The organism is Radiobacillus sp. PE A8.2 (assembly GCF_045635475.1).
Taxonomy (GTDB): Bacteria; Bacillota; Bacilli; order Bacillales; family Amphibacillaceae; genus JBJGXI01.
The window spans coordinates 80,747-96,443 of the sequence record NZ_JBJGXI010000014.1 but is presented as its reverse complement, the minus strand read 5'-3'; the positions used below and the strand labels follow the sequence as shown (position 1 = coordinate 96,443).

The following is a 15,697-nucleotide window of genomic DNA, read 5'->3' as shown; positions in this document are numbered from 1 at the left end:
ATAGAACCTTATGACAACCATGCTAACACAGGGGGAAATCACGCAGTTATAATCAGTGGCAAAGGCTTCCCACTTCATATCTTGAAGAATTGAATGACACACCTTTCGGCGTGAAAATTTTCTTGTAAAAATAATCCATAATGTACATAAAGAGTTAACAATGTTTCAGGAAACGCTACATTTCTCCCTCATAAATATGATGACGAGCGTCTTAACGACAGCGCGGTACTAACTGCTAATACCAAGAATTAATTTAAGAATGAATTGTATGTTTATGAAGTAAACACTAAACTATCCGTTTAAAGATATACTTTGATTTATGAACTATATGTTGCATATTCTCTTTTCTAGCAATCCTTAGCCACAACACCACCAATAGCCTGTGGCAAAACCCAACACTACCATTCATACTTTTAATAGAAATCCCTCAAATGTGTCAGATGTGACATGGTGCATCTTTCTCGCTAGTTAGATAATTGTTGGTGAGAGGGAGATTGCTTTGGATAATCACGTGTTTGTGCGTAGAGTTGGTAAATACATCCGGAAAGCTCGGAAGCAATGTGGCATGACGATGGAAGAAGCTGCATTCCAAGCTGGTATTAGTTATCTAGAATTGAGCGTTCTGAAACGGATACGTATCATTCTACTATTAATAGTTTGATCCTTGCATTAAAAATTGATGTCCAAGATTTCCATGCGTCAATCAATGAGGCTCACACTGATAATGATGAACAGCTAGATTGATAAGAAAACGCCAGACAAATCTGCATAGATATCATACCCCTTGTCATTTGCCCCAAGAGATTCTCATACTCATTCTCTATCACCTACACCAAGTACTTCTCACACACCATCCCCAAACAAAGGAGTTGTCCCACCACATGCCCGAAATCCGCCCCAACTACATGATCAACTCATCCACCATGGCCATACTACCAGTCCGCAACATCAACTACGACACGATCATTTACGAAAGAGATCGAACCCTGTTTATCAGAAAAACACCTCTGCAGCTAATCAAGCAAGCGTGCTTGCAGTATGGTGCTAGCTATGATGGACGGCGAGCTGCGGTTATGCATTTGCTCGGTTCGAAAAAGAAAGTTCCGATTCCGATTAGTGTTAGTTCTGGCATTTATGCGTTTCCGACACAGTCGCCAAATCAGTTTGACTGCACTTGGATCTTCTACTCCCACGTTAGCCGCATCCGCGTGATTCGCCCGTTGCCCAACTCCAATTACCAAGCATCGATTGTTTTCCAAACTGATCAACTTCTTGATATGAAGGAATCCTATTATCTACTGGAAAAACAAATGCACCGCACTGCGACGTGTATCTATCATTTCTCTTCTGCTGTTAAGAACGGTGTGTAACCTACGAAAAAAAATCCCCGATATTAGAAAGGAAGTTCCCAAATGAACTATATTAAAGAAATCAACGCCTTTTACCACCAAATTGAAATCAATCCACTTTCGCTACCTGCTAGCAATTTATGGCACGCGCTCATGCATATGAATAATAAAACGTGCTGGCAAGAAACATTCACTGTCGCGCAATCCGTGCTTTGCTATAAAGCTAATCTGACGGAAAGCACGTTCAAGCGCGCACGAACGGAGCTAGTAGAAAAAGGGTACATTACCTTTGAATCCCAACGCGGCAGACAAGCACCCATCTATCAAATGATCAGCCTGTATGCGATGATGGACCACAGTGCGAATGATAATCCGAACCTCAATACGGACGACAATCTGGACCACAAAGTAGACCACAAACCGGACCCATTAATTAAAGAAAAAGAGATAGAAAAAGAAAAAAAGATAACAACAACAGACGCCCACGCGTTTTATCGTGACAATTATGGTGAAATCCGTGCTTACATGCAAAATGAGTTATCGAATTGGGTCGCGAAGCTTGGTGATGAACTGGTCATTGAAGCGATGAAAAGGGCGCTGGATCAAGGCAAAGAGCATTGGGGATATGTGAAGCACATCTTGGAAATGTGGCTTGAACAAGGAATTACGACTGTGGAGGCAGCTAGACAAGAGCGAATTGCCTTTCGAACGCAGTCTAAGTCGCAAAAGAAACAGAAGAAGGCGGCTTGGACTGGTAAAAAAGATGTCGTTCCAGGCTGGTTTGAAAAACGGGGTCAATCCGTAACCAACAATACCCCAACAACCTCAGCAGCATTGCCAGATATAAGTGAGGTGATGTTGAAATATCAGTCACGTCTGGTGCAATGACTTGTTGTATGCCACGCTGAATAAACAAATCATCAAAGATAATCCTTTCACAAGTACCTTTCGTGTGAACAACAAGAAGATATTAAGTATCCCTCTGTGCAGACAACAAACCAGTACCTAACACCGCTATCTCGAACCCATTCGACACATTATGTCAAACTTCGGGAAGTGACAGGCACCCATACTTTACTTTATTCGACACATTATGTCAAACTTCGGGAAGTGACAGGCACCCATACTTTACTTTACTTAAAAAAGCACCTAAACCACCAATGCCAAACACACCTACAACAGAAGCAGTCACGTTTTATAAACAACATTTTGGAGAAATCCACCCATACATGCGAAGTGAGCTAGAAAAATGGTTATCCGAAGCCGGTGATGATTTAGTGATGGAAGCAATGAAACGTGCAGTGGACTATCATAAATTATCCTGGAGTTATGTGAAAAAAATCCTAATAAACTGGAAGAAGCAAGAGGTTACTAGTGTTGAAGAAGTGCGAAAAGAGGCCGAACCCATTGCGCAGCAGCAGAAGAAACGTCAATATCGGAAAAATCACTCGACAAGAAAAGATATTGTACCTGATTGGTTTAAAGAGCGGTATCATGAAGAGAAACAGAAAAGCGAGCAGAAGTCTAATGTTCCTAAGGATTTGTTAACAGATATTGTTGCTATTGCGAGTAAGTATCAGAATAGAAAGTCTGCCTTAAACGTTTCAACTATATAGGTGTGTGTAATAGCAAATATATGTGGCGGTTTAATAGAAAAGTTGACTGAGACACAAAAAGCGGGATTGAGCTCCGAGTACATCGAGGTTTCCACGGCAAATTTCAACTCACTTCTAATAACATTACAGCACGTATCGATATTATATGCACAACTAGATGTTTCACTGCATAGAACTATGTGGATAATCACCTTCTCTTTCATCAAAAAAACCATTGCCAACTATTAGTTCCATTATATTTTCTCGCATTGCTCCTATGAATATATTATCAATATTTAAGATGCGTTCCATGAGAGCATGAACAAAGAAAGTATCTAGCAGGTGACCACTTGTTCTTAAGAACGCAAAATTATCACATACCATTGTAAAGTTATCCAGTTGTTTTTTAGTTAATCTCTCTGGATCCCAAGCTGGCTTTACTGCCCTTTCATATAGATGCGTTTTCAATTCATCAAATATAGTTTGGGAAGTACATAAATTTTTAACGTTCGTTTTAGCATTATTCTCAAATGCTAATTCAGCTATGGGGGCAGATATCCTACGATCTATTAATAAATCAATTCCTCTTAAATGATTTCCAACTTCATCTCGTATTTGATCGAACGAAAGGTTATAATTATTCATCAACTTTAATACATAATACCGTTTAAAACTAGAACTAACACCTTCTAAACTAGATGTCTTTCGTAACAGATTAATGTAATATTGAGGGTCTTCAGAACTAGGTACACCATAACAGTAAACAGCAATATTTGGTTGTAAAACTCTTAATGCAGCATATTCCTTAAAAAATTCGATTAATCTATATGATCTATTACCATCCATTTCAACAACCAACCATGGACGGGTATACCCAAGACGTCGCAGTGCGGACAGTCTCTTTTCAGCAGTGACGCTAGTTACATCATCCCAATAATCAACTTGAATATCGTTAGGTCTAACTAGTATTCTTGTTCCTATATCCATGTAATAATCACCCCTTAGATACTAACAGGGTATGAAGAGAATAGATTGTCCTATTACATATAATTGTTAAAGTATTGAACAGACCTAGTGTTCCACCTCAACCAAACCTAAGTCTAAAAGAACAATAGATAATAAGCTTAATAGTCTATATGCATTATTAGCAGTAGCATATTGTTCTTGTTTTGTAAATATAGTTTGATTGGTAGCCTTAAAATTATCCAAATCATAATTCGTAATACCAAGATGGATAAAAGCTTTCTCCATTTCAAAAACAGCGTGTACGAGGGATTCTACATCTATGTTATTCTGGATAATTTTTTTCTCATTCAAATACCTCTTTAGGTCCTTTCCCGTCTCAAACGCTAACATGTGTGTATCAGATATGAAATTGGAAGTAACAAAACTTTCGATGGAGGGATAGCTTAAAAGAATCAGACCCTGCCTAGAATAGCCATTACTCTCCCTGGAGTGGCTTAGAGAATCAATTAGTTCTTTAATAAAAGCATGGTTTGTATTTGATTTCGCATCTCTATCAAACAAATAGAAAATCGCTGCCCTGTCTACTGGGAAATCATATTCATTAATTAACTTCTCAAATAAGTTGTTAAGATATTCATTACCCTCATCAACAAACGATAAAGCAGATTCTTCTGTATTCATAACAAACACGGAAGATTCAATATTTTCTTTTTCATTATACTTTCTATATCTGTCCATTCTGTCATATTTTTCATACTGAAAATCGAATAGTTTTGTGAATAGGAGATGAAGCAAATAGAATTCTGTTTTATTTCCTCTACAACAAATAATACCTTCCCTATATTTTTGTCTTTATTTAATCTGATTCTCATCTCGATAATGTGGCACCCCCCCAAACACTCCACTAGTATACATCTTCTCAAGATTCTGAGCAGCTCTTGGTTGTTCCGATGAGAATCTTTTCACTTTACTCCCCTCTTTACCAGAGAAGTGTACTGCATATATTTGATCTGGCCTTAAAATGGAATTAGAAAGAAGGTTAGTTGAATGCGATACTAGAAATAACTGGGCTTCTTTTGACATTTTATTAAAGTATTTAATCAATAATTCTTCCAAGAAGTTATGAAGACCACTACTGAATTCATCAACAATTAACATCCCACCGTTTTGAATCACGTGAAAAAAGGTAGGAAGCAACAGTAACAATTTCTGATTTCCTAAGGACTCCATAGGAAAGGGAATAGGCTCCCCGATACCTTCTCTCTTAAAAAAGATATTCTTTTTATCAATCGACTTTATACTAGTAATACTTCCTTTGCTTGTTTCTGCGTATTCAATTCGTTGATTAAAGTTAAAATTCTCGAAAAAGGTATTAATCGTTTCTGCCCCATTTTCCTCTAGGTACTCTTCTAGATCCAGACTTACATTTTTGGGAGAAAATATATACTCGCGATATCCATCGATATAGACTGAATGCATCAGGAAATCAAACCATTTTTTAAGTATCTCATGGTTTCTAAATTTCGTATTAAAGAAGATTTCCCTTAACAATAGTGTGTCTTGATCAATATCTGTATAGGATTTGTTTTCTGTTATTTTAGACTCGGCATGACTGCCTATTCTGTTAAGATAACTTTCTCCATCTACATGTAACTTTTCAATCAAACATTCTTTTTCTATATCATATTTAATTTCATATTCAATTATATGGTCATCTACTTTAAACTGATATTTCAATTCAATTCGATTCTTGTCAGAAAAGATACACCTATTCGTGATAATGTGAACGACCCTTTCTGCAAAAAGAAGATCTAATAACATTTTAATTCCTTTCAAAATGTTTGTTTTTCCAGAAGCGTTTGCACCTATAAAAAAAGACCCCTTTAAGGTATCCTGCCAAACATTTGATTCCATAAGAATTTTATAACCGCTAGACATTAAATCTATCTCAACTTTATCATTGAAGGAAAGAAAGTTCTCCATTGTCAATTTTGTTAGCATGTTAACACACTCCTTTCTTTATATTATACATCAAAAAGTAAAAAAGATACTCATCGATATATAATTAACGTAATTTTTTTACGATACACTAACATTACACATGAGGAACAGCTACCGTTCTCCTAATATTACATCTCAGGAGGAGACTGTGGCCCTATCACCTATTCATTATGGTCTGGAACCCTAAAATGATCATGGTCAAACCCTTTAATACGGTGGAACATGAAGTCAGGTTTATCGTCCCACTTAGGTTTTATTTTCATAGACCGGAACAGTAAACCTGACCCGCTGTTCCACGGGAAGTGACCACAGGCACCATTGAACTACTTCAACAAATCATCAATTCTTTCAAGAAATCTATGGCTCGACATAGTTTCTACTTTTGAAAAGAAATTTCCTTGATACCATTTAAGTCCAAATCGAATTGGTTGCATTTGTAGATGAGACACTATTCCAGCGACTCTTGAACTTGAGTGAGGATTCTTCTCACTATTATAGACTACATAATATTCCTTTTTAAGTAACTGTATTTCATCAAATGTTACGTCATTTTTATAGCTTTTAAAGATATTAAATAAAGCAATAAAACCTCCTTCTATTCCTTTAAGTTTTAAAGTCTTTTTTTCCATTGACTTCTTTAAACTTCCATTCTTGAATTCTACATACACTATCTTCTCATCACTGACATAAATTAAATCGGGTGAACTAAGTGTTTCATCTGAATGATAAAAAGTTTCTACTAATTTATCATAATCAATATATTGTTTGTTCGAAATACATAATGATTCATTGTTATCCGTATCTTTACTTAACTCTGTAATAGTATTCTTGTAAGTAGCAAGGGCATTTTCAAATATGATTTTAAGATCGTTAATTGTCGTCGTCATCTTCATCACCTAATATTAAGCTCTCTAAATCCATAAATGGTTCGGTAAGTTTTTCAAAGATTACTTCTAGTTCATTCGTCACATTTTTAACGGTTGAAGAATAATTTGACTCATTTTTTTCAGTTAAATAAAACTTAGTTTTTTTATCTAGATTATATTTATCACTATACACCTTCATTGCTTCAATAAAGTATGGACTGTGAGAATTAACAATAATTGTTATATCTAGTTCCTTTACCAATAAAACTAATAACTGAGCATACTTTATTTGCCAATTAGGGTGTAAATGGACTTCAGGCTCATCAATGGTTAATATACTTCTACTAGGTGTAGGTATAACTTGTGTTAATAATTGCAATATACCAAAGGATTTGATCCCTGTTGCGATATTATTCAATTTAACATCTACGGATTGACTTGAAACGTTTCTCTTATATAAGAATTCTTTTTTCTCTTGATTAAAAGAAAAGTTTCCACCAATTATCTCTGAAATCAATTGATTAATTTTCTTTCTAACATCAACTTTTTGATTCACTACATCAGTGAGTGAATAATCAACAATTGGCCTTTGATTCATAATGGAAAACAAATCGTAGATATGAAGGGGGAAAACAGATTGTACTTTTTGCCTAACTGGTGGAAGAAACAGTCCCCTGCTACTTGTTCTATACGCACTACTTTGATTTTTAAATTGCAGAACATAAGGGGATTCTAAATAGATAACTTCTGTAAAATAAAGTTGGTCATTATATTGGAAATTGATTGTTTCTTCATCATTAAGCTTAAAAGAAAATAACTGGTTAGAGCCTTCGTACCCCGTAACTTTTGCTTCTCCATCTAAGAATTTATTTTTAATTTGACCATCAAATTCAGATGATAAAACTTTATTTAGGGCTTGTTGTTTAACCAAGTTATCTTCCAGATTAAGGTGAACAATCTCTATCATTTCAATAAACTTTTTGTCTATCCATGTTTTTATTTCTTCATCTAATTCAACACTATTAAGTAATTGTCTTTTATCTTCTATAATGATAATCATATTTTCAAGTTTTTCGGCATTCGTTATTTCATCAAAAAACTCAATACCAAAGGACGAACGTAATGTTGGATTCTCTTTAAAATCGACCTCACTTCTTATTTTAAAATATATCTCTTCTGCTAAATTTAGTAAAGACTTAAGGCGATCTTCTTCAAACTCATCCTCATATTTTGAGAAAGCTCTAACAATGGAGTAAATTAATTTACCTATTGTACTTTTACCTGTGTCATTTTCACCAGCAATTACAACAAGCCCACTTACATCAATATCTGCTTCTTGCAGCATCCCTATGTTCCTCATTGAAATACGCATCATAGACCACACCCTTTTAAGGATTTGATTATTCCTAGAGACTACTTTTAATCATTATTTCCTTTAGTAAGTATTTTACACTACAACTGGGTGAAATCAATCATTTTACAGTTATTTAAGTGGTAATTCTAACTTCTGAATAGGATTCTTGTCTTCGTAGTAAAAAATAAGAGGATCACTCACATAAAATTTCATATTAGATATGTTACCTTCATGAGACAGTAGGTGGGTTATTATTCATTTCATCCGCTTCTTTCATAAAACCGATGATTGCCATCGCCAAATCAAAAATCGGGCTGTTTTTCCGCTTCTCCGCCGGTGACAAATTAATCACAATCTTTTTGTCTGGAACAGTACAGTCATTCGCATATAAAGCAGCCATCACTCGGGTCTAGATTCCTTCACCGAAGCATCCGGATACCAACGATACTAACCCCTTCCACCCCAGGGAGCAGCTGCACTTCTACTTGAACTCGATATCCTTCGATTCCTTTTAATCCTATACTCGATATCACCGTTGCCATCATTACACACCTCTCGCACAAACGATTATCATTATCCATAAGATAAACCATTTTCCCAAAGGTGTAAAAATATCATAATAACAATTTAGACCTGCTACCACCTATTAAAATATTATTACCCATAGAGAAAAATCCAAAAACCATCAAATAAACATAATCTAAGTTGACCCTTTAGACATATTAACCACTTAGCCATCAAAAAAATCAATGAATGAATGATAATTCATATGGAACAAAAGAACACCCAAAGTGTTCCTTCTAAATTCTACAATCTCCAGTCGACACATCGACACATTGTGCCAAAATCCGGGAAGTGACAGGCACCCATACACAAGCATAAAAATAGCCCATCAACCAGTAAGTTGATGAGCTTATAAACTTATTAAACATACTGTACTGGTTCAACATCTTCACTGTTTGGAGTTGAATATTCCTTCATTAGCCTGCCCACAATGGAAATATTGACTTTTAATTGTGGCTTTGCATACGGATTAACCTTCTCAATTTTGGCTTCATATTCTAGATTATTATCCATAACGTCAAACATAAACCCACTATAGAAGGCTGGAATATACCCAAATTTATGCCCTTGGCTATCAGATAATACAATTACCGCTTTGTTATCCTTATCATTCGAAGGCTCTAGCTGAAAATTCACATGAGAACCAGCTTGTATCTGGTTTTCAATTTTATATCCATCATAATACCGCCAACCTGCAATATAAAAATCAAAGTAGAAATTGTCATCAAGAACACAAATTGGAGCTACAAATTCGTATGGATCAGTATCTAATCGTCCACCAGTCGCACGCAATAAATCCATTTCTGTATAATCTAAAGGTAGTCCGTAATCCTTTAAGATTTCATTAAAATCAGGTCTTCTTTTATCTGGTAATCGGCGTGCAAATGGTCCAAACAAACGGTCAGAAACATATGTCTTTTCTACATCCCGAAACGACAAGTGTGGCTTATAACCATTTTCCATCGCTTCGGTTAAAGTTCTACGCTTTCCACTCAACTCATACGAAAAAGTGTATTGACCATCTTCATGGAATAAATTACCTACATGATAGCGTTGCCTCGTCTCCTGGTTTTGCCAAATTAGCCATAAGACATAAGGTTTCCTTTCCATTTAAACACCTCCTTTATACCAGCGCAATAACCAATCTTTACGATTAATTAAAAAGATTTTCACCCACTTTTTATAAGTTACACTCATTACTTCTTCTGGTATGGGCTCCAATATTGCTTCAAGCAAATCTTCATTCACTCTATTAATTAGATAAATCGACTCTTGTACTTCTGTAGGATAATGTTGTCTTATAACAGGCAACAAATCCAGGAAACGGGGTCTCTTCTTATCAGGCAATCCAATCATCGCAATGTCTCATAAAAATTATCAAGAAGTCTAACCAGAAGCCAAAGAAACCTTTGTACAAAGACAATGTAACGCCAAACATTTATATTAAAAGTGAAAATATTAACAATTCATTCCATCATAACCAATCGGCAGATGCCACTAAGGATAAAAAGATACGCCTTAAATAACTGTGGTTTTTGTGCAAACTTTTATACAGACTTGTATATATACAAGATTGCCGAATTGCAATAGCTTCTTACAATACAAGGACCGTCACATAACATTTCCAATTTCAGATGACACACCAAAACTCATCATCCCATTTGCGATCTTATCTAAGTGCCACCACCACTGTTCAGACGGAATATCATTTGATTGGTCAAAATCATATACTTTGCTAATTTGTTCAACCATCTTCTGCGCATTTTCTATTAGTTTTAAGTCATAGCGCGCAAGCAAAACTTTTTCCTCATAATACAATTCACCTTGGATCTTGTATAAATCTGACCGATCGTGTAACATGCGTAAGCTTTCAAAGGGACTACATTTCAAATCAATAACGTCATTACCATAGTTGATAATATCTTGTTTATATTTACTCATTTTAACACATCCTTTACTTTTCCAAGGTACGTGTATCCTGGGTTTTTGATAAAGGGGGGAACGCGGGGTCAGGTTTCTTGTCCCAATCCATCTTCACTCTGGTGATACCTATTTGACATAGCAACACGACTTCTTTTCTCAAAAGACTGTTATTCCTTTTAACAAGTTAAACAACTTGTGGAACGAGAAACCTGACCCTTCGTTCCATCCAAAATGAGTTATCGAATTGGATAGCGAAGCTTGGTGATGATATGGTCATTGAAGCGATGAAAAGGGCGTTGGATCAAGGCAAGGAACATTGGGGATATGTGAAGTATATCTTGGAAATGTGGCTTGAACAAGGAATTACGACTGTGGAGGCAGCTAGACAAGAGCGAATTGCCTTTCGAACGCAACACAAATCGCAAAAGAAACAGAAAAAGGCAGCTTGGACTGGTAAAAAAGACGTCGTTCCAGGCTGGTTTGAAAAACGGGCCCAATCCGTAACCAGCAACACCCCAGCAACCTCAGTAACGTTGCCGGATATTAGTGAGGTGATGTTGAAATATCAGTCAAGTATCGTGCAATGATTTGTTGTATGGCATACTGACAATCAAACCATCAAATATATATCAACCTTTCACAAGTACACCATACGTGTGAACAACAAGAAAATGTTAATTATCCCTCTGTGCAGACAAATCCCTCATCGTTCCCACAACTATGGGTTAATATCACTGAACCCATTCGACACATTATGCCAAACTTCGGGAAGTGACAGGCTCCCAAACTAAAACACTCGCTTTTTCTTTTTCAATTCTTCTATTTTCTTCTTCGTCAACTCATCGCTCATTTTGTTCTGACTAGGAACTGCATAAACACCCTGTGCAGCATTTTCTAATCTGCGAATTTTTTCCTTACTGAGTGTCTTTACTTTCATCTAAAATCACTCCTTCTAAAAGTAGGTGGATATCAAAACCTTAGCTGCTTCTGTTTCAATAACAAGTTGTCTTGTTTTAACATTAAGAACCGTTGCCTGCAGAGTTTCAACATAGTGATTCAACAAACCTGTTTTTGCTACAAAAGATACATATCCATCAAAGCCTAATTCAAAACTCGCTTTACATGCAATTGCAAAAAGATGTGGACCAACACCAATGAATTGTTTCCCTTTCACATTCCATGGCGCACTTTCAACAAGATGGACCTCAACCCAACCTTCTTTCAACTCATAAGAAATTAATCCTTGAATCTGTGGGTCACCTTTAACCATTAACTTCACAACTTTACAATGAGGTTCATCTAAATATAATTCCCAATTAAAATCGTTCCAACCATGTCTTGGATTAATTTCTCTCAAGTCACTATGTGTTACCTCCTGGAATTCAGTAGCATAGATTTCGCCTGTTTTGCTGTGTTCAAGGCACGGAGTAAGTAAATCGATTACTATATCAAGTTCTTTAGTAATACTAGGGTCAGGTGGTTTAATTTTTTTTAGTATTTTATCACGAGAATTGGGCACTATGTTCCTCCCCAAACACTTAATTTACTTTTCTTTTCTATCTTACATTATAACATATTCATTCTTAAGATCCTTTCTAATTCAGGTGGTGACCAGGAAAAAGTCCCTGTTACTTCCCAAATTTCCTCAAAAGAAGTCACTCATGTCCGAGGTCCACTCACTTAAACCTTCACGCTCAACAAACGCCCTATACTTCCTCCGCCTCTCCCACATACTCCCCGAATAGTAATCCATTATAAAACTCGTATTTACTACCGGTGAACCTGACGCATAAAGGTAATACCGATAGCTACTCCAACGATAATCTTCAGCCTTATTGGTCATCTTTGCTTCGACGGGATTTAGATGTATATAGCGGCTTACGTCAAGCATACCTTGCTTCGAGTCGATGATTTTGTCATAATAACGCTTTTCAAAGACGTGCCCAGTAATTCGATTTTTCGTATTATAATAGTCGGCATACCGTTTGTTGAGGAGGGACATTACTTTAGAAATGGATTGGTCTTTGGAGCGCAATTGCAGATGAAAATGATTCGTCATTAGACAGTAGGAGGCTAGTTCAAATGGGGTCTTTTCGTTTACTTTATGGAGCATATGGAGAAAAATCTTAAAATCACCTTTATCTTTAAAAAGAGCGTCTTGCCGGTTTCCTCGACAGACAACATGATAGAAGGCGTTCGGTATCCAAATTCGTTTCTTTCTTGCCAATTTATTGTACCTTACCTTTCTTTGGTATACGTGATCCACTGCGACGCATGCTAGCTGCTTCCCAGATTGATTCGCTCGTTATATGTGCAGTGCCGCTTAAATCAGCGATCGTTCGCGCAAGCCGGAGGATTTTCATCTGTACCCGCGTACTCCAATTGTATTTACTCGCCCATTGCTGTACGATTTTTCGCTGCTCTTCATTTAGAATAATAAATTATCTGAGTTTATCCATAATAAGATAAAACATTCTCCCAAAGGTGTAAAATCCCCCCAAAATATAATTTAGACCTGCCGCAACCTATTAAAATACCATTCCTTCTAGAGAAAAATTCAAAAACCACTAAAAAAACAATATCCAAATTGAAGCTTTAACATAGTAACGCTTATCCACCCAAACAAGTTAAAGAATGAACAATTTCTCATAATTAACACAAGAACACCAAAAATATTCCTTCTAAAATCTATATCTCTAATCAACACATTATGACAAACTTCAGATTGTGGCCACAGGTAATGACAGGAAGATTTTAAATTGTTAAAACAGTTTGACAAATATATTACATTGAATTAACATAATTAATAACACCACTGGAGTAAATAAAGCGGAAAATTTAATTTTTTTACCATTTATTAGTTATTAATTAACTTTAAACCTCTCAATTAATTCTATGATGTAAATAAGGTGGATAATATGAAAATTAAAAATCAGGATTTTTTAAAAAAAGAAAATTTAATATTAGTTCTAAAAATGATATCTGATTACGGGCCGATATCCAGAGCTGAGATTTCCAAACAAACGGATATGAGTCCTACCTCCGCTTCCCGTATTGTAGCGTTGCTGAGTGAGAAAAATTTAATAGAAGAAGTGGCAATAAACCATCAAAATGTTGGAAGAAAAGCGAACTATTTCAGACTAAATAAAAAAGGAATCTACTTTATTGGTGTTGAGTTGGATAAATCCTATTTAAGAGTCGGGCTAATGAACTTTGATGAAGAACTTATTTTCAAGAAAACGGTCGAAATGCGAGAAACAGACCCAAATATGGTGGTCAAACAAATTGTCGATGAAATTTATGAACTGAAAAATAATTTTGATTTGATTGATAATCTTATCTTTGGATTATGTGTAGGTATCCCAGGAATTATAGAGCCTGAAAAAGGGATTGTTAGTTTTTCTGTTCAAATGCAATGGGAAAATACCCCCTTAGGAGATATTCTCCATGAAAGACTAGGGCTGCCAGTAAAGGTTGATAATGAACTGAAACTAAAAGCTTTATCTGAATATAAATTCTGTGATGACGATGTAGAACATTTGATCATTTTGGGGTTCGGTAGTGGGGTAGGTTCAGCGTTAATAAGTCATGGGGATATTAACAGAGGAAAATCAAACTTCGCAGGTGAAATAGGGCATACAATTGTAGATCCAAATGGCGCGTGTTGTCCTTGTGGTAATTTTGGATGCCTGCAAACATATATTGCCGAACCATTTTTACTTAATGAAGCCGCAAAAATCAAGCGTATTGATAGTCTTGAAGAATTGATTCTGCATGCGGAAAATGGTGAGATTTGGGCAAAAAAACTTATTTTGAAAGCAATTAAATATGCTTCCATTGCGATCAACAATACTGTCTGTTCTTTCAACCCAGATCTTGTTATTTTATCAGGATCACTGATAGAGAATCATCCTTATATTCAAAATTTATTACTTAAAGAGTACGAAGATACAATCTGGAGTCCAGCACACAATTCATTTGATGTGGAGATAACCAAAACAAAGGATGAAGGGGTAATTTTAGGAGCAGCAATCCGAATGAAGAATCATTTTATAGAAAATATCCATTTATAGAAGGTGAATAAAGATGACTACAATTATAGCGGAAGAGTACCGAGGTGGAAATCTGGAAAATAGACACGAAGGTGCTATATGTGTATTGGATCAGAATAAAGAAGTTATTTATTCAAAAGGCGAGATAGAAAATAACCGTATTTTCTATCGATCTGCTATGAAGCCTATACAGGCAATCCCAGCTTTTGATGCAGGAATTGAAGAAAAATATGGTCTTAGTAGTGATGAAATGGCTTTATTCTGCGCATCACAGCGTGGGGAAAGTTATCACCAACATAGCTTAAGTTCCTTGATAGAGAAATTGAAATTGAACGAGGAATCTCTCATCTGTGGAGAAAGTTATCCATTAAACGAACAACCGAAAATTGAATATATATGCGAAGGTAAAAAGAAACGAAAGCTCTTGCATAATTGTTCAGGTAAACATCTTGGTTTTCTCGCTTATTCAAGAGAAAAGGGTCTAAGTATGGAAGACTATGGAGATGTCAATCATCCTCTCCAACAATGGATCAAGCAAGAAATTGAGCTATTAAGTGAATATCCGGAAGCAAAGATGGCGGTGGGTAAGGATGGTTGTGGTGTTCCTGTATATGGAATTCCTCTAAGGAACATGGCATTGTCTTATCTAAAATTCGCTAATCCGGAATTGGTCTCTGACGAGCGTAAAAGGAATGTCCTAAACAGAATTTCTTACACAATGCAGGCTAACCCAGAGATAGTAGCATCTCATGAATTTATATGTACTGTATTGTTAAAAGATAAAAACATCATCGCGAAAGGGGGTGCACAAGGCGTATATTGCTTGGCGTTAAAAGATGAAAAGATAAGTATTGCGCTGAAGGTGATGAGTGGTACTGAATTACTTTGGCCATTAATTGTAGCTAAAGTTCTAGAAAAACTCAACTATAAAAACAAGAGAACAATTGAAGACCTTTATAAATTAAGGTTTTCCAAAATACTTAGTGATTCTGGAGAAGTGGTAGGGGAAACGAAGATTATTCTATAG

At 36.0% G+C, this 15,697-nt stretch carries 21 protein-coding genes; 7 read left to right on the top strand and 14 right to left on the bottom strand.

What is annotated here, in order from left to right:
* The first annotated feature begins 517 nt into the window (after positions 1 to 517).
* The 4 genes from ACI6MV_RS09845 to ACI6MV_RS09830 all read left to right on the top strand — a co-directional run bounded on the left by ACI6MV_RS09845 (position 518) and on the right by ACI6MV_RS09830 (position 2,965).
* On the top strand, positions 518 to 661 hold the full coding sequence (locus ACI6MV_RS09845; protein ID WP_407270112.1) for a hypothetical protein: 144 nt from the start codon (positions 518 to 520) through the stop codon (positions 659 to 661).
* Between the two features lie 220 nt (positions 662 to 881).
* The gene (locus tag ACI6MV_RS09840) at positions 882 to 1,370 is read left to right on the top strand and encodes a competence protein ComK (RefSeq protein WP_407270111.1); all 489 of its coding nucleotides are present in this window, start codon (positions 882 to 884) and stop codon (positions 1,368 to 1,370) included.
* 42 nt (positions 1,371 to 1,412) lie between these two features.
* Entirely contained in the window at positions 1,413 to 2,237 is an 825-nt protein-coding gene (locus ACI6MV_RS09835; RefSeq protein ID WP_407270110.1) for a DnaD domain-containing protein, read from the top strand.
* A 272-nt stretch (positions 2,238 to 2,509) separates the two neighbouring features.
* Complete coding sequence (locus ACI6MV_RS09830; protein WP_407270109.1) at positions 2,510 to 2,965, top strand: DnaD domain-containing protein; 456 nt, start codon at positions 2,510 to 2,512, stop codon at positions 2,963 to 2,965.
* Between the two features lie 162 nt (positions 2,966 to 3,127).
* Here the strand turns inward: ACI6MV_RS09830 and ACI6MV_RS09825 are convergent, their stop codons facing one another.
* The 10 genes from ACI6MV_RS09825 to ACI6MV_RS09780 form a co-directional block, all read right to left on the bottom strand.
* Positions 3,128 to 3,931 (bottom strand): hypothetical protein, encoded by an 804-nt coding sequence (locus ACI6MV_RS09825; protein WP_407270108.1) that lies wholly within the window; start codon positions 3,929 to 3,931, stop codon positions 3,128 to 3,130.
* Between the two features lie 84 nt (positions 3,932 to 4,015).
* Positions 4,016 to 4,648: a hypothetical protein gene (locus ACI6MV_RS09820; RefSeq protein WP_407270107.1), complete on the bottom strand. Its 633-nt coding sequence runs from the start codon at positions 4,646 to 4,648 to the stop codon at positions 4,016 to 4,018.
* Positions 4,649 to 4,762: 114 nt separating this feature from the next.
* Positions 4,763 to 5,911 (bottom strand): AAA family ATPase, encoded by a 1,149-nt coding sequence (locus ACI6MV_RS09815; RefSeq protein ID WP_407270106.1) that lies wholly within the window; start codon positions 5,909 to 5,911, stop codon positions 4,763 to 4,765.
* Between the two features lie 323 nt (positions 5,912 to 6,234).
* A complete protein-coding gene (locus ACI6MV_RS09810; protein WP_407270105.1) occupies positions 6,235 to 6,798 on the bottom strand; it encodes a hypothetical protein in 564 nt (187 codons plus the stop codon).
* Complete coding sequence (locus ACI6MV_RS09805) at positions 6,782 to 8,137, bottom strand: AAA family ATPase (protein ID WP_407270118.1); 1,356 nt, start codon at positions 8,135 to 8,137, stop codon at positions 6,782 to 6,784. The genes ACI6MV_RS09810 and ACI6MV_RS09805 overlap by 17 nt, the downstream gene beginning before the upstream one ends.
* A 223-nt stretch (positions 8,138 to 8,360) precedes the next feature.
* Positions 8,361 to 8,531, bottom strand: coding sequence for a magnesium chelatase domain-containing protein (locus ACI6MV_RS09800; RefSeq protein WP_407270117.1), 171 nt, complete (start codon positions 8,529 to 8,531; stop codon positions 8,361 to 8,363).
* A gap of 19 nt (positions 8,532 to 8,550) precedes the next feature.
* On the bottom strand, positions 8,551 to 8,673 hold the full coding sequence (locus ACI6MV_RS09795; protein ID WP_407270104.1) for a hypothetical protein: 123 nt from the start codon (positions 8,671 to 8,673) through the stop codon (positions 8,551 to 8,553).
* 382 nt (positions 8,674 to 9,055) lie between these two features.
* Positions 9,056 to 9,805: an HIRAN domain-containing protein gene (locus ACI6MV_RS09790; RefSeq protein WP_407270103.1), complete on the bottom strand. Its 750-nt coding sequence runs from the start codon at positions 9,803 to 9,805 to the stop codon at positions 9,056 to 9,058.
* On the bottom strand, positions 9,806 to 10,051 hold the full coding sequence (locus tag ACI6MV_RS09785; RefSeq protein ID WP_407270102.1) for a hypothetical protein: 246 nt from the start codon (positions 10,049 to 10,051) through the stop codon (positions 9,806 to 9,808).
* 255 nt (positions 10,052 to 10,306) lie between these two features.
* Positions 10,307 to 10,636: a hypothetical protein gene (locus ACI6MV_RS09780; protein ID WP_407270101.1), complete on the bottom strand. Its 330-nt coding sequence runs from the start codon at positions 10,634 to 10,636 to the stop codon at positions 10,307 to 10,309.
* Between the two features lie 191 nt (positions 10,637 to 10,827).
* Between ACI6MV_RS09780 and ACI6MV_RS09775 the strand changes: the two genes are divergently transcribed.
* Positions 10,828 to 11,205 (top strand): DnaD domain-containing protein, encoded by a 378-nt coding sequence (locus ACI6MV_RS09775; protein ID WP_407270116.1) that lies wholly within the window; start codon positions 10,828 to 10,830, stop codon positions 11,203 to 11,205.
* 200 nt (positions 11,206 to 11,405) lie between these two features.
* Here ACI6MV_RS09775 and ACI6MV_RS09770 read toward each other — a convergent pair whose 3' ends face one another.
* From ACI6MV_RS09770 to ACI6MV_RS09755, 4 genes are all read right to left on the bottom strand, one after another.
* The gene (locus tag ACI6MV_RS09770) at positions 11,406 to 11,555 is read right to left on the bottom strand and encodes a hypothetical protein (protein ID WP_407270100.1); all 150 of its coding nucleotides are present in this window, start codon (positions 11,553 to 11,555) and stop codon (positions 11,406 to 11,408) included.
* Positions 11,556 to 11,570: 15 nt separating this feature from the next.
* Positions 11,571 to 12,137 (bottom strand): hypothetical protein, encoded by a 567-nt coding sequence (locus ACI6MV_RS09765; protein WP_407270099.1) that lies wholly within the window; start codon positions 12,135 to 12,137, stop codon positions 11,571 to 11,573.
* Positions 12,138 to 12,263: 126 nt separating this feature from the next.
* Positions 12,264 to 12,845, bottom strand: coding sequence for a transposase (locus ACI6MV_RS09760; protein ID WP_407270098.1), 582 nt, complete (start codon positions 12,843 to 12,845; stop codon positions 12,264 to 12,266).
* A gap of 1 nt (position 12,846) precedes the next feature.
* On the bottom strand, positions 12,847 to 13,053 hold the full coding sequence (locus ACI6MV_RS09755) for a magnesium chelatase subunit ChlI family protein (protein ID WP_407270115.1): 207 nt from the start codon (positions 13,051 to 13,053) through the stop codon (positions 12,847 to 12,849).
* A gap of 483 nt (positions 13,054 to 13,536) precedes the next feature.
* Between ACI6MV_RS09755 and ACI6MV_RS09750 the strand changes: the two genes are divergently transcribed.
* On the top strand, positions 13,537 to 14,691 hold the full coding sequence (locus ACI6MV_RS09750; protein WP_407270097.1) for an ROK family transcriptional regulator: 1,155 nt from the start codon (positions 13,537 to 13,539) through the stop codon (positions 14,689 to 14,691).
* A 13-nt stretch (positions 14,692 to 14,704) separates the two neighbouring features.
* Positions 14,705 to 15,697, top strand: coding sequence for an asparaginase (locus ACI6MV_RS09745; RefSeq protein WP_407270096.1), 993 nt, complete (start codon positions 14,705 to 14,707; stop codon positions 15,695 to 15,697).

What these genes read in the sequence shown, in the direction of transcription:
- ACI6MV_RS09770 (WP_407270100.1), bottom strand. Translation starts at nt 11,555, where the DNA reads ATGAAAGTAAAGACACTCAGTAAGGAAAAAATTCGCAGATTAGAAAAT.
- ACI6MV_RS09810 (WP_407270105.1), bottom strand. Translation starts at nt 6,798, where the DNA reads ATGACGACGACAATTAACGATCTTAAAATCATATTTGAAAATGCCCTT.
- ACI6MV_RS09815 (WP_407270106.1), bottom strand. Translation starts at nt 5,911, where the DNA reads ATGCTAACAAAATTGACAATGGAGAACTTTCTTTCCTTCAATGATAAA.
- ACI6MV_RS09835 (WP_407270110.1), top strand. Translation starts at nt 1,413, where the DNA reads ATGAACTATATTAAAGAAATCAACGCCTTTTACCACCAAATTGAAATC.
- ACI6MV_RS09830 (WP_407270109.1), top strand. Translation starts at nt 2,510, where the DNA reads ATGCCAAACACACCTACAACAGAAGCAGTCACGTTTTATAAACAACAT.
- ACI6MV_RS09805 (WP_407270118.1), bottom strand. Translation starts at nt 8,137, where the DNA reads ATGAGGAACATAGGGATGCTGCAAGAAGCAGATATTGATGTAAGTGGG.
- ACI6MV_RS09800 (WP_407270117.1), bottom strand. Translation starts at nt 8,531, where the DNA reads ATGGCTGCTTTATATGCGAATGACTGTACTGTTCCAGACAAAAAGATT.
- ACI6MV_RS09825 (WP_407270108.1), bottom strand. Translation starts at nt 3,931, where the DNA reads ATGGATATAGGAACAAGAATACTAGTTAGACCTAACGATATTCAAGTT.
- ACI6MV_RS09820 (WP_407270107.1), bottom strand. Translation starts at nt 4,648, where the DNA reads ATGGACAGATATAGAAAGTATAATGAAAAAGAAAATATTGAATCTTCC.
- ACI6MV_RS09795 (WP_407270104.1), bottom strand. Translation starts at nt 8,673, where the DNA reads ATGGCAACGGTGATATCGAGTATAGGATTAAAAGGAATCGAAGGATAT.
- ACI6MV_RS09785 (WP_407270102.1), bottom strand. Translation starts at nt 10,051, where the DNA reads ATGATTGGATTGCCTGATAAGAAGAGACCCCGTTTCCTGGATTTGTTG.
- ACI6MV_RS09780 (WP_407270101.1), bottom strand. Translation starts at nt 10,636, where the DNA reads ATGAGTAAATATAAACAAGATATTATCAACTATGGTAATGACGTTATT.
- ACI6MV_RS09750 (WP_407270097.1), top strand. Translation starts at nt 13,537, where the DNA reads ATGAAAATTAAAAATCAGGATTTTTTAAAAAAAGAAAATTTAATATTA.
- ACI6MV_RS09745 (WP_407270096.1), top strand. Translation starts at nt 14,705, where the DNA reads ATGACTACAATTATAGCGGAAGAGTACCGAGGTGGAAATCTGGAAAAT.
- ACI6MV_RS09790 (WP_407270103.1), bottom strand. Translation starts at nt 9,805, where the DNA reads ATGGAAAGGAAACCTTATGTCTTATGGCTAATTTGGCAAAACCAGGAG.
- ACI6MV_RS09840 (WP_407270111.1), top strand. Translation starts at nt 882, where the DNA reads ATGCCCGAAATCCGCCCCAACTACATGATCAACTCATCCACCATGGCC.